The sequence below is a fragment of the Streptomyces sp. NPDC041129 genome, assembly GCF_055592265.1.
Genome location: NZ_JBVIYV010000004.1, coordinates 129,232 through 154,876, shown reverse-complemented (window position 1 = coordinate 154,876; position 25,645 = coordinate 129,232). Strand labels below are relative to the sequence as shown.

The window sequence follows — 25,645 nt, the reverse complement described above, 5'->3', positions numbered from 1 at the left end:
TGCCCCCGGGTCTCGTCCGCCCAGCTAGACCCATGTGTCCAGCCACATCCGCGACCGCCAGTCGTCGATCGGGATCGCCCTTCCTGTGTACAGCGGCCAGAAGTAGATGAAGTTCCAGGCGATCAGCAGCACCAGCACGCCCGCCGCCGAGGCGCCGACCAGGCGGCGGGTGTCCGTCGAGCCCGGGGGGCCGATGACGGCACCGATGAGCATGGCCAGGGCCAGGCAGAGGAACGGGAGGAAGACGACCGCGTAGAAGAGGAAGATCGTCCGCTCCTGGTACATGAACCAGGGCAGGTAACCGGCCGCGATGCCGCAGGCGATCGCCCCGGCCCGCCAGTCGCGGCGGAACCCCCAGCGCCAGAGGACGTACAGGAGGGCGACGATGCCCGCCCACCACAGGACGGGGGTGCCGATGGCCAGTACCTCGCGGGCGCACTTCTCGCCCGCGTCGGCCGGGCAGCCGTCGGCGCCGGGGGAGGGGGACTCGTAGAAGTAGGAGACCGGGCGGCCCAGGACCAGCCAGCTCCACGGGTTGGACTGGTAGGTGTGCGGCGTCGACAGGCCGACGTGGAACTTGTAGACCTCGTGCTCGTAGTGCCACAGGCTGCGCAGCCAGTCCGGCAGGAAGGTCCAGTGGCCGCCCCTGCCGTCGGTCGCCGCCCAGTTGCGGAAGTAGCCGCCGGTGCCGTCGGCCGGGGAGAGGATCCAGCCGAGCCAGGAGAGCAGGTAGACGCCGACCGCCACCGGGACCGTCGCGAGGAACGTGATGCCCGTGTCGTGCTTGAGCGCGGCCAGGTACGGGTGGTGGGCGCCGGCCACCTTGCGGGCGCCGACGTCCCACAGCACCGCCAGCACGCAGAACGCGGCCAGGACGTACAGGCCGTTCCACTTGGTGCCGATGGCCAGGCCCAGCATCAGCCCCGCGCCCCAGCGCCAGGGCCGCCAGCCGAGGCGGAGGGTGTCGGCCACGTCCGCGTCCGGGCGGACCCGGCCGTCCGCGTCGACCGGGAGCGCGGCGGCCAGTCGCGCGCGGGATCTGTCCCGGTCCACGACCAGGCAGCCGAACGCGGCCACCACGAAGAACATCAGCACGCCGTCCAGCAGCGACGTACGGCTCATCACGAAGTGCAGGCCGTCCACCGCCATCAGCGCGCCCGCCAGGCAGCCGAGGAACGTCGAGCGGAACATCCGGCGCCCGATCCGGCACAGCAGCAGCACGGAGAGCGTCCCCAGCAGTGCCGTCATGAACCGCCAGCCGAACGGGTCGAACCCGAACACCAGCTCGCCCAGGCCGATGACGTACTTGCCGACCGGCGGGTGCACGACATACGCCGCGTCCGTGGGGATCGCGAGATGCCCGTGCGTCTGCAGCACCGCATTGTTGGCGTTCTTGTCCCAGTTGACCTCGAACCCGCGATGGACGAGCGCCCAGGCGTCCTTGGCGTAGTACGTCTCGTCGAATATCACCGCACGCGGGCTGCCCAGGTGCCAGAACCGCATCAGGCCCGCCATCAGCGTCACCAGCAGCGGACCGCCCCAGCCCGACCAGCGGGTGAGCCGCTCGGCCAGGACCGGCGGCACGCCCAGCACCTGCCACAGGCGCGGGCTCGGCTCGTTGTACGGCGGAACCAGCCGGTCGCGCACGTCGCCCGCGGGCGCGTCCCCCGCCGGTGCGTACCCGAATCGGCGCAGCCGCTGCTGCCACGTCGGCCGCTGGTCGTGCGGTGCCTGGCCCGGCCGGAGGTCCATGGAGGACGCGGTACTGGTCACCGCGCCATCGTAGGGAAACGTTCTGTGTGAGTCCCGTGCATGGCGGTACCGGTCGGGACACGGTCGCCTTCCCGCCCGCCCGGCGGTCCCTGCGAGGATGGGGGCGTGACTGGAACCCTTGTCCTCGCAGGTACCCCCATCGGCGACATCGCGGACGCGCCGCCCCGGCTGGCCGAGGAGCTGGCCGGCGCCGACCTCGTCGCCGCCGAGGACACCCGGCGGCTGCGCCGGCTCACCCAGGCGCTGGGTGTCACACCCAAGGGCCGCGTCGTGTCGTACTTCGAGGGCAACGAGTCCGCCCGCACGCCCGAGCTGGTCCAGGAGCTGCTCGGCGGCGCGCGCGTGCTGCTGGTGACGGACGCGGGCATGCCGTCGGTCTCCGACCCGGGATACCGGCTGGTCGCCGCCGCGGTGGAGGAGAACATCAAGGTCACCGCCGTACCCGGGCCGTCCGCCGTGCTCACCGCCCTCGCCCTGTCCGGGCTGCCCGTCGACCGGTTCTGCTTCGAGGGCTTCCTGCCGCGCAAGGCGGGCGAGCGGCTGTCCCGGCTGCGCGAGGTGGCCGGTGAGCGGCGCACACTCGTCTACTTCGAGGCCCCGCACCGGCTCGACGACACCCTCGCCGCGATGGCCGAGGTGTTCGGCGCGGACCGGCGGGCCGCCGTCTGCCGCGAGCTGACCAAGACGTACGAGGAGGTGCGGCGCGGCCCGCTCGCCGAGCTGGCCGAGTGGGCCGCCGAGGGCGTCCGCGGGGAGATCACCGTCGTGGTGGAGGGGGCCGCCGAGACCGGTCCCGAGGAACTCGACGCGGGGGAACTGGTCCGCCGGGTGCGCATCCGTGAGGAGGCCGGGGAGCGGCGCAAGGAGGCGATCGCGGCGGTGGCGGTGGAGGCCGGGCTGCCCAAGAGGGTGGTGTTCGACGCGGTGGTCGCGGCGAAGAAGGACGGCGGCGTCTGACGGCGGTCCCCGGACGGACCAGGGGCGCACTCGCGTTCTGAGCAGGTCTCTTCTCCGCTGAGCGTGCGCCCCAACGCGGGGCAAAGGGGCGGCACGCAAGGCAAAGCCCGAAGCGCCCGTCCGGGCCCGTTCCGGCAAGGAAAGTCCAAAACGCCTCCAACACTCGACAGGCCTGATGCGTTCGCGCCGGTGAGGGCGTCCACTGGTCGCAGGGACGGCACCCGTCCCGCACCCTTCGGGGGAACCCTCGCCGGGGTGCTTGTCCAGCGGACAACTGGAGCTGGCATGAGTGAGATCGCAGGACGGACAGGCCTTCGCGGCACCGCCACCGCCGTCGTTCACGAGTCGTACGCCTTCGCCTGTATGAGGTGCGGGTTCGGCTGGGAGCAGTCGTACGAGATAGAGCACCACCTGGACGGCGACGGCCAGGAGTACGTGATGTACGTGGCCGAGGGCCGGGTCGTGCCGTCCCCGCTGAGCCGCCCCGTCTGCCACAACTGCGACGGCCGTGTCGTGCGGATCATGCGCGCCGGACAGGTGTCCTCGGTGCGCGGCGGGGCCGAGGGGCGCCACCACCGGGTGCCCCAGGCGGGTCCCGTCGAGGCGCCCCAGGTGCCGGGGCAGGCGGCCGAGCCGCACCACTGGCACCTGTCCGATCTCCTCCACCCCTTCCAGCGCAGGGCGAGCTGAGCCGACGGGCCGGCCGCCCGGGCATGCCCCTTTCGTAGGATCGGGGCATGCCTTCGAACGCCGACAAGAACGCGGCACCGCCGCTCCCGCCGCCGCTGCGGGTGCCCGTGGCCGACTCCCACACCCACCTCGACATGCAGTCGGGCACGGTCGAGGAGGGCCTCGTCAAGGCCGCGTCGGTGGGTGTGACGACGGTCGTCCAGGTCGGCTGCGACATCAAGGGGTCCCAGTGGGCCGCGGAGACCGCCGCGGCGCACGACGGCGTTCACGCCACCGTCGCCCTGCACCCCAACGAGGCCCCGCGCATCGTGCACGGCGACCCCGACGGGTGGTCCCGGCAGGGCGCCCGCGAGCCCGGCGGTGACGCCGCGCTGGACGAGGCGCTCGACGAGATCGACCGGCTCGCCGCCCTGCCCCAGGTCAAGGGTGTCGGCGAGACGGGGCTCGACCACTTCCGCACCGGGCCGGAGGGCAAGGAGGCGCAGGAGCGGTCCTTCCGCGCCCACATCGAGATCGCCAAGCGGCACGGCAAGGCCCTCGTCATCCACGACCGCGACGCGCACGCCGACGTCCTGCGCGTGCTGCGGGAGGAGGGCGCCCCCGAGCGCACCGTCTTCCACTGCTACTCCGGCGACGCCGAGATGGCGGAGATCTGCGCCCGCGAGGGCTACTTCATGTCGTTCGCCGGCAACGTCACCTTCAAGAACGCCCAGAACCTGCGCGACGCCCTCGCCGTCGCCCCGCTGGAACTGGTCCTCGTGGAGACCGACGCCCCCTTCCTGACCCCGGCGCCGTACCGGGGCCGGCCGAACGCCCCGTATCTCGTCCCCGTCACGGTGCGTGCGATGGCCGCCGTGCGCGGCATCGACGAGGACGCGCTGGCCACGGCCCTGGGTGCGAACACCGCTCGCGCGTTCGGTTACTGATCACCCGGACAACCGCGTGTACGTTCGGAAGTGCAACAGTACGTAGTCGCGTCGCTTTGGAGAGTGACGAACGCTCCGCTAGGTTCTGGGGGCCCGAAACCGGACCCCTCTGGCCCCCCTGGAGCGTGTCGGCGTGAGCAAGTCGCAGCACGAGACGTACGGCCCCTACGGCCATGACGCCTCCGTCCACACGGCGGAGACACTGCCGTCCGGCGTGTACAAGGACACCTACCGGCCCGCCTACGAGGCCGAGGCGTACTTCGTCGCCGAGCCGCCGCCGTCCCGGACGCCGACCGTGTCCGTGACGGTGAGTGACGAGGCCGGGACGGCGCACCGGGAGCCCGAGGCGCCCGCGAAGCGCGGCCGGCGGGCCGCCCGCCGGCGCCGGGGGCGCTTCGGCGAGCGCCACGACTCCGCCGTGCGGCGGCTGCTGCCGCAGGCCCTGGTCGTCGCGTTCCTCGCCGGCGGCACCACCGCCTTCGTCGCCGAGGACAAGGCGGTCGAGCTGAGCGTCGACGGCAGGCAGCGCACCCTGCACACCTTCGCCGACGACGTCTCCGGGCTGCTCGCCGAGGAGGGCCTGCGGGTGGGCGGACACGACATGATCGCGCCCGCCCCCGGCACGGCACTCGCCAGCGGCGACGAGGTCGCGGTGCGCTACGGGCGACCGGTACGGCTCAAGCTGGACGGTCAGGAACGCCGGGTGTGGACGACGTCCCCCACCGTGGACGGGGCGTTGCGCGAGCTGGGGGTGCGGGCCGAGGGCGCGTATCTGTCGTCCTCGCGCTCCCGGACCATCGGACGCGCCGGACTCGCGCTGGACGTGCGCACCGAGCGCGCCGTCACGGTCATGGCGGACGGCCGCGCCCGCACCATCCGCACCAACGCCGCCACCGTCCGGGAGGCCGTCGCGGAGGCCGGCATCGTCCTGCGCGGCCAGGACACCACCTCGGTCCCGCCCGAGAGCTTCCCGCGCGACGGGCAGACGGTGACCGTGCTGCGGGTGCACGGCTTCCGCGAGGTGCGGGAGGAGCGGATCCCGTTCCATGTGAAGCGGGTGAAGGACTCCTCCCTCTTCCGGGGCACCGAGGTCGTCGAACGGCCCGGGCGGCCCGGGCTGCGGCAGGTCACCTACTACCTGCGCACCGTCAACGGCGTCCGTGAGAAGCCGCGCCGGGAGTCCTCGGAGGTGTTGCGCCGGCCCCGCACCCAGGTGGTGAAGGTGGGCACCAAAGCCCGCCCGGCCTCCGGCCGGGGCGCCGACGGCCTGAACTGGCGCGCCCTCGCCGCCTGCGAGTCCGGCGGCCGGCCCAACGCGGTCGACCCCTCGGGCACGTACGGCGGGCTCTACCAGTTCGACACGAGCACCTGGCGCAGCCTCGGCGGCAGCGGGCGCCCGCAGGACGCGTCGGTGGCGGAACAGACGAACCGCGCGAAGAAGCTGTACGTGCGCCGCGGCACCAGCCCCTGGCCGCACTGCGGCCCACGGCTGCACCGCCGGTGAGGACGGGGAGCCGGGCGAGGGGGGTCCGGCAGCCCCGTACCCTTGTCCCGTGACCAGCCCCACCTCCGACTCCCTCCTCGGCCCCGCCGACGTCCGCGAGCTCGCGGCCGCGCTCGGTGTCCGTCCCACCAAGCAGCGCGGCCAGAACTTCGTGATCGACGCCAACACGGTCCGCCGTATCGTGCGCACCGCCGGGGTCCGCCCCGACGACGTGGTCGTCGAGGTCGGCCCGGGGCTCGGCTCCCTCACCCTCGCGCTGCTGGAGGCCGCCGACCGGGTCACCGCCGTCGAGATCGACGACGTGCTCGCCGCGGCCCTCCCCGCGACCGTCGCCGCCCGCATGCCGGAGCGTGCCGACCGGTTCGCCCTCGTCCACTCCGACGCCATGCACGTCACCGAGCTGCCCGGCCCCGCCCCGACGGCCCTGGTGGCGAACCTGCCGTACAACGTGGCCGTCCCCGTGCTGCTGCACATGCTCGACACCTTCCCCGGCATCGAGCGGACGCTGGTGATGGTGCAGGCCGAGGTCGCCGACCGGCTGGCTGCCGCGCCCGGCTCCAAGGTGTACGGCGTGCCCTCCGTGAAGGCCAACTGGTACGCCGAGGTCAAGCGGGCCGGGGCCATCGGGCGCAAGGTCTTCTGGCCCGCGCCGAACGTCGACAGCGGACTGGTGTCGCTGGTCCGGCGGACCGAGCCGATCAGGACGACGGCGTCCAAGAAGGAGGTCTTCGCGGTCGTCGACGCGGCGTTCGCGCAGCGCCGCAAGACCCTCAGGGCCGCACTCGCCGGCTGGGCGGGGTCCGCTGCGGCCGCCGAGGCCGCACTGGTCGCGGCCGGGGTCTCGCCGCAGGCGCGGGGCGAGTCGCTGACGGTGGAGCAGTTCGCGCGGATCGCCGAGTCCGCACCGGTGCGGGGAACGGGCCCCGCCGCCCCGAACGAGGAGTCCGGCAAGTGAGCGTCACCGTCCGCGTCCCCGCGAAGGTCAACGTCCAGCTCGGGGTCGGCGCCGCCCGCCCCGACGGATTCCACGACCTCGCCAACGTCTTCCTCGCGGTCGGCCTGTACGACGAGGTCACCGTCACCCCGGCCGACGAGCTCCGCGTCACCTGCGAGGGGCCGGACGCGGACCAGGTCCCGCTGGACCGTACCAACCTCGCCGCGCGCGCGGCGATCGCGCTCGCCGGGCGCCGGGGCATCGAGCCGGCCGTGCACATCCACATCGCCAAGGACATCCCCGTCGCCGGCGGTATGGCGGGCGGCAGCGCGGACGGCGCGGGCGCGCTGCTCGCCTGCAACACGCTGTGGGGCACGGGCGCCTCACGCGCCGAGCTGCTCGCCATCTGCGCCGAGCTGGGCAGCGACGTGCCGTTCAGCCTGGTCGGGGGCGCCGCCCTCGGCACCGGGCGCGGCGAACGGCTGACGGTCCTGGAGACCGGCGGCACCTTCCACTGGGTGTTCGCGATGGCCGAGCGGGGACTGTCGACGCCGGCGGTGTTCCGCGAGTTCGACCGGCTCGCGCAGGGACGGGAGATCCCGGAGCCGGTGGCCAGGCCGGAGCTGCTCCAGGCGCTGGCCAAGGGCGACGCCGAGGCCCTGGCCGCCTCCCTCACCAACGACCTCCAGCCGGCCGCCCTGTCCCTCTACCCCGAGCTGGCCGGCACCCTGGAGGCGGGACGAGGCGCCGGCGCGCTCGCCGCACTGGTCTCCGGCTCGGGCCCCACCACGGCGTTCCTCACCCGCGACGCCGAGTCGGCGGAGAAGGCCGCCGAAGCACTGCGCGCCTCGGGAACGTGCCGGACGGTACGGACGGCGGCGGGGCCGGTGGCCGGGGCGACGGTGCTCTGAGGGAATCGACGCCCCGGGCCGCAGGTCGCAGGCCCTAGGCTAGAAGGCTGACAGGCGGCGCAGTCGCGTGTCGACACAGTCCCGCGCACAGGAGTGAAATGGCCGTCAACCTGGTCAATGTCGAGAACGTCAGCAAGGTGTACGGCACTCGTGCCCTGCTGGACGGCGTCTCGCTCGGTGTGTCCGAAGGGGACCGGATCGGGGTCGTCGGGCGCAACGGCGACGGCAAGACCACCCTCATCCGGATGCTGGCCAAGGTGGAGGAGGCCGACTCCGGACGCGTGACCCACTCCGGTGGGCTGCGGCTCGGGGTGCTCACCCAGCACGACTCCCTCGACCCGGCCGCCACCGTCCGCCACGAGGTCATCGGCGACATGGCCGACCACGAGTGGGCCGGCAACGCCAAGGTGCGGGACGTGCTGACCGGGCTGTTCGGCGGGCTGGACCTGCCGGGCTTCCCCAAGGGGCTGGACACCGTCATCGGACCGCTCTCCGGTGGCGAGCGGCGCCGTATCGCGCTCGCCAAGCTGCTCATCGAGGAACAGGAGCTCATCGTCCTCGACGAGCCCACCAACCACCTCGACGTCGAGGGCATCGCCTGGCTCGCCCAGCACCTGCGCGACCGGCGCTCGGCGCTGGTGTGCGTCACCCACGACCGGTGGTTCCTCGACCAGGTCTGCACCCGCATGTGGGACGTGCAGCGCGGCGACGTGTACGAGTACGAGGGCGGCTACTCCGACTACGTCTTCGCGCGCGCGGAGCGCGAGCGGATCGCCGCCACCGAGGAGGTCAAGCGGCAGAACCTGATCCGCAAGGAGCTGGCCTGGCTGCGGCGCGGAGCGCCCGCCCGCACCTCCAAGCCGCGCTTCCGCGTGGAGGCCGCCAACGAGCTGATCGCGGACGTGCCGCCGCCCCGGGACAGCAGCGAGCTGATGAAGTTCGCCTCCTCCCGGCTGGGCAGGACCGTCTTCGACCTCGAGGACATCACCGTGCAGGCCGGCCCCAAGGTGCTGCTCAAGCACGTCACCTGGCAGCTCGGCCCCGGCGACCGCATCGGCCTGGTCGGCGTCAACGGCGCCGGCAAGACCTCGCTGCTGCGGGCCATGGCCGAGGCCGCGCGCACCGAGGGCGAGACCCAGCCCGCCGGCGGGCGCATCGCCGTCGGCCGGACCGTCAAGCTCGCCTACCTCTCCCAGGAGGTCGCCGAACTCGACCCCACCTGGCGGGTCCTGGAGGCCGTGCAGCGGGTCCGCGAGCGCGTCGACCTGGGCAAGGGGCGCGAGATGACCGCGGGTCAGCTCTGCGAGACCTTCGGCTTCAGCAAGGAGAAGCAGTGGACGCCGGTCGGGGACCTGTCGGGCGGTGAGCGGCGGCGCCTGCAGCTTCTGCGCCTGCTCATGGACGAGCCCAACGTCCTCTTCCTCGACGAGCCCACCAACGACCTCGACATCGAGACCCTCACCCAGCTCGAGGACGTCCTCGACGGCTGGCCCGGCTCGATGATCGTCATCTCCCACGACCGCTTCTTCGTCGAGCGCACCACGGACCGGGTGTTCGCGCTCCTCGGCGACGGCGCCCTGCGGATGCTGCCGCGCGGTATCGACGAGTACCTGGAACGGCGCCTGCGCATGGAGGAGGCGGTCGCCGCCCAGGCCTCCGCCGCGGCGCCCAAGCCGGCCACGCAGGAGAAGAGCGCCGCCGACCAGCGCGCCGCCAAGAAGGAACTCCAGAAGATCGAGCGCCAGTTGGACAAGGTCTCCGAGAAGGAGTCCAAGCTGCACGCGCGGATCGCCGAGCACGCCACCGACTTCGCCAAGGTCGCCGAACTGGACGCCCAGTTGCGCGACCTGGCGGGCGAGCGCGAGGAACTGGAGCTGCGCTGGCTGGAACTGGCGGAGGACGCGTAACCCGCGGTCGGATCCGCCTCTTCGGCGCGCGCGGCGTGAAACCGCCGCGCGCGCCGCTGTTGCGTGCGCCGCGTGAAGAGGGCGTGAAGGCGCGTAACGGCGGCATCACGGCCCGGTTCTCCCTTGGGAACAGGCGTGGATCCGGGCCCCTGCGCTGTCGGTGCCGGGTGATAGAAAGAGCCGTCTGAGAACCGTATGAGTACGACCTGGGTCCGTGAGCGAACCTCGGGGCGTGGCTAAAAATCAGTGAACGAGGGGGAAGAGCGCTGATGACTCAGCCGCCCGACCAGCCGCCGCAGGGCGGCTTCGGAGCACCGCAGGACCGACCGCCGCAGGGGGGTGGATTCGGCGCCCCGCAGTCGCCGCCCCCGCCGCCGGCCCAGCCGCCGCAGGCACCGGCCCAGCCTCCCCAGCCCCAGCCCGGCTACGGCTACCCCCAGCAGCCCGGCCCCTACGCCCAGCCGGGCCCCTACGGCGCGCCCGCGCCCGGCGCCCCCGGCCCCTACGGGCAGCCCCCGCAGCCGGGCCCGTACGCCCCGCAGCCCGGCTACGGCTACCCGCAGCAGCCGCCCCAGTACCCCGGCGCCCCCGGTGGCGCCCCCTACGGCGGGCCGCAGCCGCCCACCGACAAGAAGAAGACCGCGCTGATCATCGGCGCCGCGGCGGCCGCGCTGCTGGTCATCGGCGGCACCGTCTACGCCGTCACCAGCGGCGGTGACGACGGCGACAAGAAGCCTGTCGCCCAGCAGAGCGACGACGGCAAGAAGTCCGCCTCCGACGCCCCGGTCAACCCCGGCGACGGCAGCGGCGACGGCGGCGCCGACCCGGAGAACCTCAACGAGGGCCGCAAGCCCGGGGAGGCGAAGGTGCTCTGGTACAAGTCGGCACCCGACGCCCCCGGCTCCGGTGCCGACGCGCCCGGCATGTGGATCACCGGCAAGACCGCGGTGAAGGCGGCGTACAAGCAGCTCTTCGCCTACAACACCGGTGACGGCAACCCCACCTGGGACCCGATCACCTTCCCGCAGAAGATCTGCGCGGTCACCCCGCGGAAGTCGGCCGACGACAAGATCGTCGTGGCCTACATGAGCGGCGTCAGCGACCGCGCCAAGTGCAACCAGCTCCAGCAGGTCGACCTGGCAACCGGCAAGAAGGGCTGGAGCACCGAGGTCGCCGACGGCGCGCTGTTCGACAGCGCGATCAGCGTCGAGCTGAGCGTCAGCGACAAGACGCTGATGGTGGGCCGCTCGCAGTCGGGCACGGCGTACGACCTCGACAGCGGCAAGAAGCTGTACGACAAGAAGAAGTACGGCGACGCCTGCTTCCCGACCGCGTTCGCGGGCGGCACGGACCGGCTGGTCCAGGTGGCCTCCTGCAACGCCGGCGGCAGCAACGCGCACGAGGAGATCCAGGAACTCGACCCGGCCACCGGCAAGGTCAGGTGGACGCAGCCGGTCAAGAAGGGCTGGCGGGTCGCGCGGACCTACTCCCTGGACCCGCTCGTGGTCTACCTGACCAACGAGAGCAAGAAGGCCTGGAACATCTCCACCTTCACCAAGGACGGCAAGTTCCGCTCCGAGGTCAAGGTGAACGAGAAGTTCGCCCCGCAGTGCGGCTGGGCGATCCTCGAACGCGACCTGCAGGGCTGCCAGGGCGTCGCCGTCGACTCCGACACGCTCTACCTGCCCACCAGCGCCACCAGCGGCGCCAACGAGATCGTCGCCATCGGCCTGGCCGACGGCAAGGAGAAGTGGCGCGTGAAGTCGCCGGCGGACGAGTCGATGTCCCCGCTGACGGTGGAGGACGGCAAGCTCGTCGCCTACGTGGACCCGTCCTACGACGCGGGCGGCCAGATCGTGTCCGTGCCCACCACCGGCGGTTCGCACACGACGACCAAGCTGCTGCAGAACCCGGCGGGCACGGCCCAGATCGAGAACGGCTTCTACGACGGTGCCGTCAGTTGGACCGACGGGCGCTTCTACATCTCCACCACCCGGCTGTCCGGCAACGACGAGTCGAAGGAGAAGCTGATGATGGCCTTCGGCAAGTAGGCCCCGGCCCTTCTCCCGTCGTCCCCCGGGCCGCCCGGCCCCGAGTGCTTCACCGAGGTATCCCCGTCATGACGCAGCCCCCTCCGCCGCCGAACCAGCCCCCGCAGCAGGGTGGGTTCGGTCCGCCCCAGGACCAGCCGCCCACCGATCCGGAGACTCCGGCAACCCCGGAGACCCCCGCCCCGCAGGGCCCCGCCGCCCCGCAGGCCCCCGCGACCCCGCCCGGCCTGCAGAAGGGCCCGCAGCCGCCCCAGCCCCAGCCGGGCTACGGCTACCCGCAGCAGCCCCCGGCACCCCAGGCCCCGCAGCCGCCCCAGCCGCAGCCCGGCTACGGCTACCCGCAGGCCCCGCAGCCGGGTTACGGCTTCCCCCAGGCATCCCAGCCCCAGGCTCCGCAGCCGCCCCAGCCGCAGCCCGGCTACGGCTACCCCGGCGCGCAGCCGAACCCGTACGCGCAGCCGACCCAGCCCATGGGCCCGTACGCCCAGCAGCCGGGTTACGGCTACCCGGGCGGACCCACGGTGCCGATGCCGGCGCAGCCCGGGCAGCCGGGCGGCGGCCGGAACAACACCGGCCTCGTCATCATCGTCGCGGCGGTCGTCGCCATCGCACTGATCGTCGGCGGCGGCATCTGGTACGCCAAGTCCTCCGGCGGCGACGGCAAGAGGGACGAGACCGCCAGCTCCAGCGGCGGCAAGGGCGGAACGAACGGCAAGGACGACGCCACCGGCGGCACGTCCTCCGGCAGCAAGGAGAAGGTGCCGTCGGACCCCGCGTCCAAGGTGCTCTTCCAGGTCGACATGCCCCAGACGAAGGACACCGTCGTCACCTCGGGCTCCTGGCTGACCAACTCGGTGTACGCCAAGAGCGGCGTCGCGGAGATCGTCGGTTACAACCCCGCCGCGGGCACCAAGATGTGGACCCTCAAGCTGCCCGGCCCGGTGTGCACGGCCAGCAAGCACGTCACCGAGGACAACAAGACCGCGGTCGTCTTCCAGCCGAAGATGCCCAAGAAGGGGTCCAGCGAGGGCTGCAGCCAGGTCGCCGCCATCGACCTCGACAGGGGCACCAAGCTCTGGACCAAGACGGTCAAGAACGGTGACTACACGGCCAACCTGCAGAACGTGACGGTCTCTCAGCACACCGTCGCGGTCGGCAGCAGCAACGGCGGCGCCGCGTTCGACATCGGCACCGGCAAGGTGCTCTGGCAGCCCAAGCCGGAGGACACCTGCGCGGACGCCGGGTACGGCGGCGGCCCCAAGCTGGTCGCGGTGCGCAAGTGCGGCAGCTACGGCGAGCGCCAGCTCCACATCCAGACCATCGACCCGACGTCCGGGAAGGTCATCTCCGACTACAAGATGACCGCGGGCATCGAGTACGCCGGCATCGTCTCCACCGACCCGCTGGTGGTGGCCGCCGACGTCGGTGACAGCGCCGACGACGGCAGCGGCATCTCGGACTACTTCTCCATCGACAACAGGACCGGCAAGCTCCTCACCCGGATCTCCGCGCCCTCCGACACCTACGCCGGCCGCTGCGACAGCATCACCCGCGTCGAGGACTGCCGGGAGGTCGTCGCCGGCGACGGCAGGCTGTACGTGCCGACCGAGGAGCACGACGGCGACGGCGACTACAGCAAGACCAACGAGATCGTCGCCTTCGACCTGGCCACCGGCAAGCAGACCGGCCAGCGCGCCGAGGCCGGTGACGGCTACACGCTCTCCCCGCTGCGCATGGACGGCGGCAACCTGATCGCCTACAAGCACCCGCCGTACAACAAGGGCGGCCAGATCGTCACCCTCGGCGGGCCGTCCTTCAAGGCGACCACCCTGCTGGAGAACCCGGCCACCGAGAGCGTGCGGCGGGCCGAGACCACGATGCTGCCGGAGTACGCGGAGATCCTGTACGGGCAGGGCCGGCTCTACATGTCGGCCGTGTACGCGCACAAGTCCACGTACGGCAAGGAGTACCTGCTGCTCGCGTTCGGCGCGGGCGGCTGACCGTCCGCCCCGGCGCGCACACGGGCGCCGGGGCGAATGCGAGGGATTACCAGGGAGTGCCCCGGATTTCACTATCCGGGGCACTTCTCCTTCATAGGGGCAGCGCGACGTCGAACAAGCGTGTAGCTTCCGGGGGCATGAAGGGGCGGGGTGCCGGGGGGCCCTCTGTCGTGGTGGACCGGTGGGCTCCATAGTGGGGCATCCATGGGGGAGGGCTGGGGGGTTGCTCTATGGGAGTGCGGCTCATGGTCGTCGACGACCATCGCCTGCTCGCGGAGGCGCTGGCGTCGGCACTGAAGCTGCGCGGGCACCGGGTGCTCGCGGCGGCGGCGCCGGCCGCCGGCGCGGCGGACCTGGTGATCTCACGGGCGCCCGAGGTGTGCCTGCTGGGCACGGCGGCGCCGGCCGAGCCGGGTGCCTTCGACCCGGTGGCGAAGATCAAGCGGGAGCGGCCGCAGGTGGCGGTGCTGGTGCTGGGCCCGGTTCCGTCGCCGCGCGGCATCGCGGCCGCGTTCGCCGCGGGGGCCTCCGGCTACGTACGGCACGACGAGCGCATCGAGGGCGTCGAGCGGGCGATCATGAAGGCGCGGGCGGGCGAGGCGGCGGTGGCGCCGCAGCTCCTGCAGGGGGCCTTCGGTGAGCTGCTGAACCCGGCGGCCCAGCCGGACGACGAGGGGCAGCGCCTGCTGGAGATGCTGACGCCCCGCGAGGTGGAGGTGCTGGTCCGGGTCGCCGACGGGGAGGACACCCGGGTGATCGCGGCCGGCATGGGCATCGCACCGAGCACCGCACGCACGCACGTCCAGCGGGTACTGATGAAGCTGGGCGTGGGCTCCCGTCTGGAGGCGGCGGCCCTGGCCGCCCGCACCGGCCTGCTGGACCGGGCCGGTCCGTACATGAATGCCGGCCCCGCCTAGGAACCTGGGGCCTGATGCATGGGCGGGGTGCGCCGACCGCGCGGGCACGCCGCACCCTGGGGGCGCGGGGAACTGCGCGACCAGCCCCCACGCGCCCGCGGACGGGTACGGCGATTACGCCGACTCCTTCTCCTCCGGCGACCCCTTCGGAGGAAGCGGCGGCGGAGTGGGCCGCAGCTTCAGCCAGGCCAGGAAGAAGATGCCCAGCAGGAGCATGCCGATGCCGGTCCACAGGTTGATGTTGACGCCCTGGGCCTTGTCGATGGCGGACTGCGGATCGGTGATGCCGACGATCGTCACGATGACGCCGTAGACGACGAACAGGCCGCCGATGATGCGGCGCAGGTCGAAGATGCGGGCGGCGGTCGCCGACTTGCTCTCGAGGTCGGTGACGTCACGCGAGAGGTCGTCCTCGGTGTAGTGGTGGTGCCGGCCGGGGTGGTCGGGCTGTCCAGGCTGTTCGGTCATGATTTCCTCGGTCCTCCCGCGTCAGAACGAGAACGGGATGTAGCAGGCGGCGGCGATCACGATCGCGCCCCAGCCCAGCAGGGCCGGCTTGCGGTACCAGGCGTCGTCGCCCGGGGCGGACGGCTCGGCCATGCCGGGGGAGCGGGTGCCGTAGACCAGGCCCTGCAGCTCCTGCGCCGGCTTCGGCTTGGTGAACAGGGACACGGCGAACATGACGATCGCGCCGGCGACGAAACCGGCGATCGCGGAGACGAAGTTCGCGCCCTGGTCGGTGGGAAGGGAGATGATGCCCTTCTTGTAGAACACGAAGTAGTTGACCATCGCGGTCACGGTGCCGGCGAGCAGCCCCCAGAAGCCGGACTTGGCGGACGCGCGCTTCCAGAACATGCCGACGATGAAGACGACGAACATCGGCACGTTGAAGAAGGAGAACAGCGTCTGCAGGTACGACATGATGTTCGAGAACGAGGACGCCAGGAACGCCGTGCCGACGGAGGCGCACACACCGACGACGGTGATCAGGCGGCCGAAGCGGACGTAGTACGCGTCGTCGCGGCCCGGCACCACGTACTTCTCCCAGATGTCGGTGGTGAACACCGTGTTGAACGACGACACGTTCGCCGCCATGCCCGCCATGAAGGCGGCCAGCAGACCGGTGACCGCGATACCGAGCACGCCGTTGGGCAGCAGCTCCTGCATCAGGTAGGGGATGGCGTCGTTGTACTGGTAACCGGAGGCCGAGGTGCCGAAGTTCGGGATGAGCGCGGCGACGACCAGGCCGGGGATCATCACCAGGAAGACGATGAAGATCTTCGGATAGGCGGCGATCAGCGGCGTCCGCTGCCCCGCCGAGAGGTTCTTCGCGGACAGGGCGCGCTGCACCTCGGCGAAGTTGGTGGTCCAGTAGCCGAAGGAGAGCACGAAGCCGAGGCCGAGCACGATGGTCAGCCAGTTGGCGCCCAGCGGGTTGGCGCTGCCGATGCCGGTGCCGCCCCAGGCGGTGGTGAAGTTCTGCCCGTGCGCGGCGGTGAGCTTGCCCGTCAGGCCGTCCCAGCCGCCGACCTTCTTCAGGCCGAGGACGGTGATCGGGATGAGGGCGGCCAGGATCACGAAGAACTGGAGCACCTCGTTGTAGATCGCCGAGGACAGACCGCCGAGCGTGATGTAGGCGAGCACGAAGGCGCCGGCGACCACGATGGCGACCCACTGCGGCCAGCCGAGCAGGGCCTCCACCACGATCGCGAGGGCGTACAGGTTGACGCCCGCGATCAGGATGGCGGCGAAGGCGAACAGGATCGAACTGAGCAGGTGGGCGGCCTTGTCGAAGCGCAGCAGCAGGAACTCGGGGACCGAGCGGACCTTGCTGCCGTAGTAGAAGGGCATCATCACCAGGCCCAGGAAGACCATGGCGGGGATGGCGCCGATCCAGTACCAGTGCACGGTGTACGCGCCGTACTGGGCGCTGTTGGCGGCCATGCCCAGGATCTCGGTGGCCGCCAGGTTCGCCGAGATGAAGGCGAGGCCGGTGATCCAGGCGGGCAGCGAGCGTCCGGAGAGGAAGAAGTCGAGGCTGGTCTTGACGGACCGGCGGGCCGCGAAGCCGATGCCGAGAACGACGATGAAGTAGATCGCCAGGATCGTGTAGTCCAGCCAGTTGGTGGGGAGCCGTAGCTCCGCCGCCAGATAGGTGGGGGCGTATGTGGGGGTTTGCATGAGCACTCGCTTCGTCGCGCGAACTGATCCAGAGCGGAACCTACGCCTCTGTGTTCAGCAATTGAACACTTCCGGTGGTGTTCTTTGTTTGATTGTGATCGTACGAGGTGTTGTCGGGTTGTGATCTGTTATGTTTGATTGTGTTGAGTGATGGAGTGCGGACGAGCCTCAAGAAGGCGCGGAACAAGGAGTCCGACGTGAAGAAGACCTCGACCCGGCTGGCCGACGGTCGTGAGCTGATCTACTACGACCTCCAGGACGACATCGTGCGGGACGCCGCCGACCGCCGCCCGCTGGACGCCACGGTGACCACCTCCGAGATCCGCCGCGACCCGCTGCTCGGCGACTCGGTCGCCGTCGCCTCGCACCGCCAGGGCCGCACCTACCACCCGCCGGCCGACCAGTGCCCCCTGTGCCCGACCCGGGGCGAGCGGCTCAGCGAGATCCCCGACTCCTCGTACGACGTGGTCGTCTTCGAGAACCGCTTCCCCTCGCTCGCCGGCGACTCCGGCCGCTGCGAGGTGGTCTGCTTCACCTCCGACCACGACGCCTCCTTCGCCGGCCTCACCGAGGACCAGGCGCGGCTGGTACTGGACGCCTGGACGGACCGCACCTCCGAGCTGTCGCATCTGCCCTCCGTCGAGCAGGTGTTCTGTTTCGAGAACCGGGGTGCCGAGATCGGCGTGACCCTGCAGCACCCGCACGGTCAGATCTACGCCTACCCCTTCGCCACGCCCCGCACCGCGCTGATGCTCCGCTCGCTCGCCGCCCACAAGGAGGCCACCGGCGGACAGAACCTGTTCGACGACGTCCTGGCCCGGGAGCTCGCCGGCGAGCGGGTCGTCCTTGAGGGTGAACACTGGGCGGCCTTCGTCCCCTACGCGGCGCACTGGCCGTACGAGGTCCACCTGTACCCCAAGCGCCGCGTGCCCGATCTGCTCGCCCTCGACGAGGCGGCCCGCACAGAGTTCCCCCAGATCTATCTGGAACTCTTGAAGCGCTTCGACCGTATCTTCGGCGAGGGTGAGCCTCCGACGCCCTACATCGCGGCCTGGCACCAGGCCCCGTTCGGCGCGCTGGAGGAGTTCGACGGCGTGACGCGGGACGACTTCGCGCTGCACCTCGAGCTTTTCACCATCCGCCGCACTTCCGGCAAGCTGAAGTTTCTCGCGGGTTCCGAGTCCGGCATGAACGTGTTCATCAACGATGTGCCGCCGGAAACCGCGGCCGAGCGACTGCGAGAGGTAGCGAGTTCATGAAGTACCTGGTGACGGGCGGGGCGGGGTACGTCGGCAGTGTCGTGGCCCAGCACCTGCTGGAGGCCGGCCACGAGGTCACCGTCCTCGACAACCTCTCCACCGGCTTCCGCGCGGGCGTGCCCGCCGGTGCCGCGTTCGTCGAGGGCGACATCAAGGACGCCGCGAAGTGGCTCGACCCCTCCTACGAGGGCGTGCTGCACTTCGCCGCCTCCTCGCAGGTCGGCGAGTCGGTGGTGAAGCCGGAGAAGTACTGGGACAACAACGTCGCCGGCAGCCTGGCCCTGCTTGGCGCGATGCGCGATGCGGGCGTCCGCAAGCTGGTCTTCTCCTCCACGGCGGCCACCTACGGCGAACCGGAGCAGGTCCCCATCGTGGAGACCGCCCCGACGAGGCCGACCAACCCCTACGGGGCCACCAAGCTCGCCGTCGACCACATGATCACCAGCGAGGCGAACGCCCACGGCCTGGCCGCGGTCTCCCTGCGCTACTTCAACGTGGCCGGCGCCTACGGCACGTACGGCGAACGCCACGACCCCGAGTCGCACCTGATCCCGCTGGTCCTCCAGGTCGCCCAGGGCCGCCGCGAGGCGATCTCCGTCTACGGCGACGACTACCCCACCCCGGACGGCACCTGCGTCCGCGACTACATCCACGTCGCCGACCTCGCCGAGGCCCATCTGCTGGCCCTCGACGCCGCCCGGCCGGGCGAGCACCTGATCTGCAACCTCGGCAACGGCAGCGGCTTCTCCGTCCGCGAGGTCGTCGAGACCGTCCGCAAGGTCACCGGGCACCCGATCCCCGAGGTCGTCGCACCGCGCCGCGGCGGCGACCCGGCGGTCCTGGTGGCCTCGGCGGACACGGCCCGCGAGAAGCTGGGCTGGAACCCGTCCCGCGCGGACCTCGCGGGGATCGTCGCGGACGCGTGGGAGTTCGCACAGCACATCTCCAGGGAGCGGTAGTGCGGGCAGAGCAGGTCACCGGGCGTTTCACCGAGCTGTACGGCGCCGCCCCGGAAGGGGTGTGGGCGGCGCCCGGCCGGGTCAACCTCATCGGCGAGCACACCGACTACAACGACGGCTTCGTGATGCCGTTCGCGCTGCCGCACCAGGCCACGGCCGCGGTCTCCCGCCGCACCGACGGCGTGCTGCGCCTGCACTCGGCGGACATCGGGGGCGCGGCCGTCGAGCTGACGCTGGACGCGCTCGCTCCGCGGAGCGACCAGAACTGGACGGCGTACCCGGCGGGCGTCGTCTGGGCGCTGCGCGAGGCCGGCCACCCGGTCACGGGCGCCGACATCCACCTCGCCTCCACGGTGCCCACCGGCGCCGGTCTGTCCTCCTCCGCCGCCCTCGAGGTCGTCGTCGCCCTGGCCCTGAACGACCTGTACGACCTCGGCCTGCAGCGCCGGCGACTGGCCCGCCTGTGCCAGCGCGCCGAGAACGCCTACGTCGGCGCGCCCACCGGGATCATGGACCAGACGGCCTCGGCCTGCTGCGAGCAGGGCCACGCCCTGTTCCTCGACACCCGCGACCTGTCCCAGCGGCAGATCCCCTTCGACCTGGCCGCCGAGGGCCTGCGCCTGCTGGTGGTCGACACCCAGGTCAAGCACGCCCACAGCGGCGGCGAGTACGGCAAGCGCCGGGCCGGCTGCGAGAAGGGCGCCGCCCTGCTCGGCGTCGACGCCCTGCGGGACATCCCCTACGCCGGCCTGGACGCGGCCCTCGCCCGCCTCGGCGACGACGAGGAGGTGATCCGCCTGGTCCGGCACGTGGTGACCGAGGACGAACGGGTCGAGCGGACCGTCGACCTGCTGCGCTCCGGCGAGACCCGCGCCATCGGCCCGGTCCTCACCGAGGGCCACGCCTCCCTGCGCGACGACTTCCGCATCTCCTGCCCGGAGCTGGACCTGGTCGTCGACACGGCCCTGACCGCGGGCGCCCTGGGCGCCCGGATGACCGGCGGCGGCTTCGGCGGCTCGGCGATCGTCCTGGCGGAGGCGGCGGACGTGGACACGGTGACGAAGGCGGTGCGGGAGGCCTTCGCCACGGCCGGCTACACGGCCCCGCGGGTCTTCGAGGCGGTGCCCTCACCGGGGGCGCGCCGGCTGGGCTGACGGCCGGGCGGGGCGGCGGGACCGGCCCGGATAAGATCGGCCGGTTCTCACCCCGAGGAGCGAAGAACCGGTGACCGCCGTCCTCCCCCCGTCCGCCACGACCACCGGACCGCTCGCCGTGCGGCTGCTGACCCGCTTCGAGGACGGTGAGCGGCTGCACGCGCTGCTGTGGCGGGCGGGCCCGGGGTGGCGGATGATCAGCAGCGCCGTGCTCGGCGGCGGCATCGGAGAGCGCGGCTGGGTCCTCAACGCCCAGGTGGCGCACGGCTACCGGCGTACCGACCCGGACCGGCACCTCGCCGAACTGGCCGCCGCGGCGGATGCCGCCGGACCGGGCGTCGGGCTGATGACGGCGGCGGACGTCTCCCGCCACGGCCGTGCGGAGGACGGCGGAGCGGAAGCGGTCGTCACGGCCGGCATCAGCGTGCGCGGCTGGGCCGCGATCCCTGCGGAGGGCACCGCGCTGCCCGCGCAGCCGGGCACCATCAACATCATCGCCGTCCTCCCCGTGGCGCTGACCGACGCCGCCCTGGTCAACGCGGTCGCGACCGCCACGGAAGCCAAGGTCCAGGCCCTGCTCGACGCCGGCCACGACTGCTCCGGCACTCCCACGGACGCCATCTGCGTGGCCTCCCGCACCCCAACCCCCGACGCCCCCCTCCACCCCTTCGCCGGCCCTCGCTCCCTGTGGGGCGCCCGCCTGGCCCGGGCCGTGCACCGGGCGGTGGGCGAGGCCGTGCCGCCGTCCAGCGGTCTCACGGAACGGCCCTCGCCGTATCCGGCTCCGCCGTCCCCGCGGTGACCCCGCGTCAGGTGAGTCGCTTCGTCAGGGTGTACTCCGTGAGGCCCGGGGGGTAGTCGGGGATCACGCACACCACTTCGTAGCCCTGTCTCTTGTAGAAGTCGGGGGCCTGGAAGTCCCAGGTCTCCAGGCGGGCGGTGGCGCAGGCTCGGTCGGTGCGGGCGATGTGTTCCGCGCGGGCCAGCAGGCGGGTGCCGAGGCCCGCGCCGCGGTGGCGGGCGTCGACCCACAGGTAGGTGACGTGCAGCCAGGTCGCCCAGGTGTGGCCGACCAGGCCGGCGGCCAGTTCCCCCGACTCGTCCAGCGCCCACACGTGCAGTGGCACGTCGCGCTCGCCCGGGGTTCCACGCAGGGCCGCGAGGACCGGGGACGCCGCCGTGTTGGTGTCCCGCAGCCGGGAGCGGAGCAGATCACGTCGGCCTCTGTCGACTTCCGCCTCAATACGAAACATGCGGCACACCATAAACGTGCCGGACGGCCAGTTCTGTGAATCGACTTCCGCCGCGTGCCCGCATCCGTACTCTGTGGAGCAGCGCCGGTGGGGGCCGGTGCTGATCAGGGGGCGAGACAGACGGGTACGGCGCCCGTGGTGGGGGTAGCAGTGTCCGCAACGGCGGCGGCCGTGCGGTCGGCGTTTCCCACCGGCGAGTGTCGGGTCCGCGCGGGTCGTCGTTCTCCGGACCTTGGTTGTCCCCTGCTCCACGCGGAGCCTGGGGAAGGGGGTTTCGTGGTTCGCATCCGAGTGCTGGTCGTCGACGACCACCGTATCTTCGCCGAGTCGCTCGCGGCCGCGCTGGCCGCCGAGCCCGACGTCGACGTCTTCGCCGCGGGCAGCGGCCCGGCAGCGCTGCGCTGTCTGGAGCGCGCGGCCGCCGAGGGCCGCCGTTACGACGTCCTCCTCGTGGACGCCGATCTGGGCGGCACCGTGTCCGGCGTCCGCCCGGCCGTGCCCGTGCACGCCGGCGACGAGGAGGGGCTGGTCGACGGGATCTCGCTGGTCGCGGGCGTCCGCTCGGCGCAGCCGGGAGTGCGTACGGTGGTCCTCGCCGAGAAGGACGATCCCCGGCGGGCCGCCCTCGCCCTGCAGGCCGGGGCCTCCGGCTGGGTCGCCAAGGACTGCTCGCTGTCCCGGCTGCTGACGGTGATCCGGGGTGTGCTGCGCGACGAGACGCATCTGCCGCCCGCGCTGCTCACCGGCGTCCTGAAGGAACTGACGGCCGCCCGCAAGCACCGCACCGAGAGCGAGCGGCTGGTGGAGTCGCTGACCCCCAGGGAGCGGGAAGTGCTGCGGTGCATGGTCGCGGGGCTCGGCCGCAAGGCCGTGGCGGAGCGGCTGTTCCTCTCCCCGCACACCGTGCGCACGCACATGCAGAACGTCCTCGGCAAGCTGGGCGTCCACTCGACCCTCGCCGCCGTCGCCCTCGCCCGCAGGGCGGGAGTGGGGCCGGCCGACCTAGCCGGGGATGTTGTCGAACGGGGCGGTCAACTGGCGTAGCAGGCTGGCCAGTTCAGCGCGCTGGGCGCGGGAGAGTTCGGCGAGGATCGCCCGCTCCTGCTCCAGCAGGCCCGCCAGCGCCTGGTCCGCGCGGTCCCGGCCGGTGTCGGTCAGCCGGACCAGAACGCCCCGCCGGTCACTCGGATCGGGCAGCCGCTCCACCAGGCCCTTCTTGGCGAGCCGGTCGATCCGGTTGGTCATCGTGCCCGAGGTGACCAGGGTCTGTGTCAGCAGTTGCCCGGGAGAGAGCTGGTAGGGGGTTCCCGCACGCCGCAGCGCGGTCAGCACGTCGAACTCCCAGGGCTCGAGCTGGTGTTCCGCAAAGGCGAGCCGGCGCGCGCGGTCCAGGTGCCGGGCCAGTCGGCTCACCCGGCTGAGCACCTCGAGCGGCTCCACGTCGAGGTCCGGGCGCTCCCGGCGCCACGCTGCGACCAGCCGATCGACCTCGTCCTCCATGGAGATCAGTGTAGTGGTTGTGTCGACGTGAAGTCTCTTGATATCGAGTCTCTTGACATCGAGACAATATTCTCGGGAGAGTGAACCACATGACGACACCCACCTGGGACCCCGCCCAGTACCTCCGCCACGCCGGCCACCGCGCCCGCCCCTTCGCCGACCTCCTCGCCCGCGTCCCGGACCTCCCCTCCAGCCGGCCCCGCATCGCCGACCTCGGCTGCGGCCCCGGCAACGTCACCACCCTGCTCGCCGCACGCTGGCCCACCGCCCACATCACCGGCTACGACAACTCACCCGAGATGCTCGACAAGGCGCACGTCGACCACGAGGGCCCCACGGCCGGCGGCGGCCGGCTCGACTTCGCCCACGCCGACGCCCGCACCTGGACGCCCGGGGAGCCGTACGACCTGATCGTCTCCAACGCCACCCTGCAGTGGGTGCCGGGCCACGCCGACCGCTTCGCCGACTGGATCGCGGGCCTCACACCGGGCGGCACCTTCGCCTTCCAGGTCCCCGACAACATCGACGCCCCCCTGCACGCCCTGATGCGCGAACTCGCCGCCGGCCCCCGCTGGAAGCCCCTCCTCGGCGACGTCCTGCGCCACGAGGACTCCGTGCACACCCCCGGCGTCTACCTGGACCGCCTCGCCCGCCTCGGCTGCGCGACCGACGTGTGGCAGACGACGTACCTGCACGTCCTGACCGGCGAGGACCCCGTCCTCGACTGGGTCAAGGGGACCGGCCTGCGCCCCGCCCTGACCGCCCTCGCCGACGACCCCGAGGCCCGCGACGCCTTCGTCACCGAGTACCGCGACCTGCTCCGCGCCGCCTACCCGAGCGCCCCGTACGGCACCGTCCTGCCGTTCCGCCGGCTGTTCGCGGTCGCCGTGAAGAGGGCGGAGTGAGCCATGCTCGTAGCGCAACCGGCTCGAGTTCCTGGAACCCCGCCCGAGCCTGTTGTGAGGGTCCCGTCCGCCGGGCGCGGCAGGCCCTAGGCCTTCCGGTGCCCTATCAGCCGCGGTTTCTGCTCCAGGCCGTCCAGTCCGTGCCAGGCCAGGTTCACCAGGTGCGCCGCGACCTCCGCCTTCTTCGGCCGGCGCACGTCCAGCCACCACTGGCCGGTCAGCGCGACCATGCCGACCAGCGCCTGGGCGTACAGCGGGGCCAGCTTCGGGTCGAAGCCGCGGGACTTGAACTCCCGGCCCAGGATGTCCTCCACCTGGGTGGCGATGTCCGAGATGAGGGAGGCGAAGGACCCCGTCGACTGGGGGATGGGGGAGTCGCGGACCAGGATGCGGAAGCCGTCCGTGTACTCCTCGATGTAGTCCAGGAGCGCGAAGGCCGCCTGCTCGCACAGCTCACGCGGATGCCCGGCGGTCAGCGAGCCGGTCACCATGTCCAGCAGCCGCCGCATCTCGCGGTCGACCACCACCGCGTACAGCCCCTCCTTGCCGCCGAAGTGCTCGTACACCACCGGCTTGGACACCCCGGCCTTCGCCGCGATCTCCTCCACCGACGTGCCCTCGAAACCCTTCGCCGCGAAAAGGGTGCGACCGATCTCCAGCAGCTGCTGGCGGCGCTCGGCGCCGGTCATACGGGTCCGGCGGGTCCGCCGCTGCTTGTCGTTGCTCGGAGTGCTGCTGGAGTCGGTCGCCACGGCGTCAATCATGCCGCCTCGGCTGCTTCCTTCCCGCGCCGGGAGCCGCCTTCGCCGGTGTCGCGCCGCGAATCGATACGCGAGCGTGACGGCCAGCGCACGTCGTACGCCCAGCCGAGCAGTTCGAACCAGCGGATGATCCGCGCGGAGGAGTCGACCTGGCCGCGCATCACCCCGTGCCGCGCCGAGGTCGGGTCGGCGTGGTGCAGGTTGTGCCAGGACTCCCCGCACGACAGGACCGCCAGCCACCACACGTTGCCCGAACGGTCCCGCGACTTGAACGGCCGCTTGCCCACCGCGTGGCAGATCGAGTTGATCGACCACGTCACGTGATGCAGCAGCGCCACCCGGACGAGTGAACCCCAGAAGAACGCGGTGAAGGCGCCCCACCAGGACATCGTCACCAGACCACCGATCAGCGGCGGCAGCAGCAGCGACACGGCCGTCCACAGCACGAACTGCCGCGAGATCGCCCGGATCGCCCCGTCCTTGATCAGGTCCGGCGCGTACTTCTCCTGCGGCGTCTGCTCCTCGTCGAACATCCAGGCGATGTGCGCCCACCACAGGCCCTTGATCAACGCCGGGACCGTCTCCCCGAACCGCCACGGCGAATGCGGGTCGCCCTCGGCGTCGGAGAACCTGTGGTGCTTGCGGTGGTCCGCCACCCAGCGCACCAGCGGCCCCTCGACCGCCAGCGACCCCATGATCGCCAGCGCGATCCGCAGGGGCCGCTTCGCCTTGAACGAGCCATGGGTGAAGTACCGGTGGAAACCGATCGTGATGCCGTGGCACCCCAGGAAGTAGAAGAACACCAGCAGGCCCAGATCGAGCCAGCTCACCCCCCAGCCCCAGGCCAGCGGCACGGCCGCCACCAGTGCCAGGAACGGCACCGTGATGAACAGGAGCAGCGTGATCTGCTCGATCGAACGCTTCTGCTCGCCGCCCAGCGTGGCGGAGGAGGTGGAGGTGTCGTTGGCCTTACGGGCTTCGTCGATCACATCGGAACTTGAGGTCATGCGCGTCCCCTGTGGGGTCTAGGGTCGAGGCCGATGCCGGGCCGCCGGAACCGGCGGGAGATGGAGCGACCTTCCCTACGGTTCCGTAACCTACGG

The 25,645-nt window shown here is 71.8% G+C and carries 23 protein-coding genes; 16 read left to right on the top strand and 7 right to left on the bottom strand.

Annotated features, from left to right (window positions below; genetic code table 11):
* Nucleotides 1-24 precede the first annotated feature (24 nt).
* Nucleotides 25-1,773 carry a dolichyl-phosphate-mannose--protein mannosyltransferase gene (locus ACZ6B1_RS16285; protein WP_468778831.1) on the bottom strand — a complete coding sequence of 583 codons (1,749 nt, stop codon included), beginning with the start codon at nt 1,771-1,773 and terminating at the stop codon, nt 25-27.
* A 105-nt stretch (nt 1,774-1,878) separates the two neighbouring features.
* Between ACZ6B1_RS16285 and rsmI the strand changes: the two genes are divergently transcribed.
* The 10 genes from rsmI (at nt 1,879) to ACZ6B1_RS16235 (ending at nt 14,570) form a co-directional block, all read left to right on the top strand.
* Entirely contained in the window at nt 1,879-2,730 is an 852-nt protein-coding gene (rsmI, locus tag ACZ6B1_RS16280; protein ID WP_468778829.1) for a 16S rRNA (cytidine(1402)-2'-O)-methyltransferase, read from the top strand.
* A 285-nt stretch (nt 2,731-3,015) separates the two neighbouring features.
* Nucleotides 3,016-3,420 (top strand): hypothetical protein, encoded by a 405-nt coding sequence (locus ACZ6B1_RS16275; RefSeq protein ID WP_468778827.1) that lies wholly within the window; start codon nt 3,016-3,018, stop codon nt 3,418-3,420.
* 47 nt (nt 3,421-3,467) lie between these two features.
* Nucleotides 3,468-4,346, top strand: a complete 879-nt coding sequence (locus tag ACZ6B1_RS16270) for a TatD family hydrolase (RefSeq protein WP_468778825.1) — start codon at nt 3,468-3,470, stop codon at nt 4,344-4,346.
* A gap of 133 nt (nt 4,347-4,479) precedes the next feature.
* On the top strand, nt 4,480-5,850 hold the full coding sequence (locus tag ACZ6B1_RS16265; RefSeq protein WP_468778823.1) for a ubiquitin-like domain-containing protein: 1,371 nt from the start codon (nt 4,480-4,482) through the stop codon (nt 5,848-5,850).
* 49 nt (nt 5,851-5,899) lie between these two features.
* Entirely contained in the window at nt 5,900-6,805 is a 906-nt protein-coding gene (gene rsmA, locus ACZ6B1_RS16260) for a 16S rRNA (adenine(1518)-N(6)/adenine(1519)-N(6))-dimethyltransferase RsmA (RefSeq protein ID WP_468778822.1), read from the top strand.
* Nucleotides 6,802-7,695, top strand: coding sequence for a 4-(cytidine 5'-diphospho)-2-C-methyl-D-erythritol kinase (locus ACZ6B1_RS16255; RefSeq protein WP_468778819.1), 894 nt, complete (start codon nt 6,802-6,804; stop codon nt 7,693-7,695). The genes rsmA and ACZ6B1_RS16255 overlap by 4 nt, the downstream gene beginning before the upstream one ends.
* Nucleotides 7,696-7,793: 98 nt before the next feature.
* Nucleotides 7,794-9,602: an ABC-F family ATP-binding cassette domain-containing protein gene (locus ACZ6B1_RS16250; protein ID WP_468778817.1), complete on the top strand. Its 1,809-nt coding sequence runs from the start codon at nt 7,794-7,796 to the stop codon at nt 9,600-9,602.
* A gap of 269 nt (nt 9,603-9,871) precedes the next feature.
* Nucleotides 9,872-11,653 (top strand): outer membrane protein assembly factor BamB family protein, encoded by a 1,782-nt coding sequence (locus tag ACZ6B1_RS16245; RefSeq protein ID WP_468778816.1) that lies wholly within the window; start codon nt 9,872-9,874, stop codon nt 11,651-11,653.
* Nucleotides 11,654-11,721: 68 nt separating this feature from the next.
* A complete protein-coding gene (locus tag ACZ6B1_RS16240; RefSeq protein ID WP_468778814.1) occupies nt 11,722-13,653 on the top strand; it encodes an outer membrane protein assembly factor BamB family protein in 1,932 nt (643 codons plus the stop codon).
* 230 nt (nt 13,654-13,883) lie between these two features.
* On the top strand, nt 13,884-14,570 hold the full coding sequence (locus ACZ6B1_RS16235) for a helix-turn-helix transcriptional regulator (RefSeq protein ID WP_359551795.1): 687 nt from the start codon (nt 13,884-13,886) through the stop codon (nt 14,568-14,570).
* 114 nt (nt 14,571-14,684) lie between these two features.
* Here ACZ6B1_RS16235 and ACZ6B1_RS16230 read toward each other — a convergent pair whose 3' ends face one another.
* Complete coding sequence (locus ACZ6B1_RS16230) at nt 14,685-15,038, bottom strand: hypothetical protein (RefSeq protein WP_468778811.1); 354 nt, start codon at nt 15,036-15,038, stop codon at nt 14,685-14,687.
* A 21-nt stretch (nt 15,039-15,059) separates the two neighbouring features.
* Entirely contained in the window at nt 15,060-16,751 is a 1,692-nt protein-coding gene (locus ACZ6B1_RS16225) for a sodium:solute symporter family protein (protein WP_468778809.1), read from the bottom strand.
* 197 nt (nt 16,752-16,948) lie between these two features.
* Here ACZ6B1_RS16225 and galT point away from each other — a divergent pair, with 197 nt between their 5' ends.
* The 4 genes from galT to ACZ6B1_RS16205 all read left to right on the top strand — a co-directional run bounded on the left by galT (nt 16,949) and on the right by ACZ6B1_RS16205 (nt 20,925).
* Nucleotides 16,949-18,010, top strand: a complete 1,062-nt coding sequence (galT, locus tag ACZ6B1_RS16220; RefSeq protein ID WP_468779385.1) for a galactose-1-phosphate uridylyltransferase — start codon at nt 16,949-16,951, stop codon at nt 18,008-18,010.
* Nucleotides 18,007-18,969, top strand: a complete 963-nt coding sequence (galE, locus tag ACZ6B1_RS16215) for a UDP-glucose 4-epimerase GalE (protein ID WP_468778807.1) — start codon at nt 18,007-18,009, stop codon at nt 18,967-18,969. The genes galT and galE overlap by 4 nt, the downstream gene beginning before the upstream one ends.
* Nucleotides 18,969-20,123, top strand: coding sequence for a galactokinase (gene galK, locus ACZ6B1_RS16210; RefSeq protein ID WP_468778804.1), 1,155 nt, complete (start codon nt 18,969-18,971; stop codon nt 20,121-20,123). The genes galE and galK overlap by 1 nt, the downstream gene beginning before the upstream one ends.
* A gap of 70 nt (nt 20,124-20,193) precedes the next feature.
* Nucleotides 20,194-20,925, top strand: a complete 732-nt coding sequence (locus tag ACZ6B1_RS16205; protein ID WP_468778801.1) for an adenosylcobinamide amidohydrolase — start codon at nt 20,194-20,196, stop codon at nt 20,923-20,925.
* 7 nt (nt 20,926-20,932) lie between these two features.
* Here ACZ6B1_RS16205 and ACZ6B1_RS16200 read toward each other — a convergent pair whose 3' ends face one another.
* Nucleotides 20,933-21,388 carry a GNAT family N-acetyltransferase gene (locus ACZ6B1_RS16200; protein WP_468778799.1) on the bottom strand — a complete coding sequence of 152 codons (456 nt, stop codon included), beginning with the start codon at nt 21,386-21,388 and terminating at the stop codon, nt 20,933-20,935.
* Nucleotides 21,389-21,652: 264 nt separating this feature from the next.
* On the opposite strand from ACZ6B1_RS16200, the gene ACZ6B1_RS16195 reads away from it, so the two are divergent.
* Nucleotides 21,653-22,420, top strand: a complete 768-nt coding sequence (locus ACZ6B1_RS16195) for a LuxR C-terminal-related transcriptional regulator (RefSeq protein ID WP_468778797.1) — start codon at nt 21,653-21,655, stop codon at nt 22,418-22,420.
* On the opposite strand, the gene tamR is transcribed toward ACZ6B1_RS16195, so the two are convergent.
* Nucleotides 22,379-22,876 carry a MarR family transcriptional regulator TamR gene (tamR, locus tag ACZ6B1_RS16190; RefSeq protein WP_358928808.1) on the bottom strand — a complete coding sequence of 166 codons (498 nt, stop codon included), beginning with the start codon at nt 22,874-22,876 and terminating at the stop codon, nt 22,379-22,381. The genes ACZ6B1_RS16195 and tamR overlap by 42 nt on opposite strands.
* A gap of 89 nt (nt 22,877-22,965) precedes the next feature.
* Between tamR and ACZ6B1_RS16185 the strand changes: the two genes are divergently transcribed.
* Complete coding sequence (locus ACZ6B1_RS16185) at nt 22,966-23,781, top strand: trans-aconitate 2-methyltransferase (protein WP_468778795.1); 816 nt, start codon at nt 22,966-22,968, stop codon at nt 23,779-23,781.
* Nucleotides 23,782-23,867: 86 nt separating this feature from the next.
* Here the strand turns inward: ACZ6B1_RS16185 and ACZ6B1_RS16180 are convergent, their stop codons facing one another.
* Entirely contained in the window at nt 23,868-24,545 is a 678-nt protein-coding gene (locus ACZ6B1_RS16180) for a TetR/AcrR family transcriptional regulator (protein WP_250399399.1), read from the bottom strand.
* Entirely contained in the window at nt 24,542-25,549 is a 1,008-nt protein-coding gene (locus ACZ6B1_RS16175) for an acyl-CoA desaturase (protein ID WP_468778793.1), read from the bottom strand. The genes ACZ6B1_RS16180 and ACZ6B1_RS16175 overlap by 4 nt, the downstream gene beginning before the upstream one ends.
* Nucleotides 25,550-25,645 lie beyond the last annotated feature (96 nt).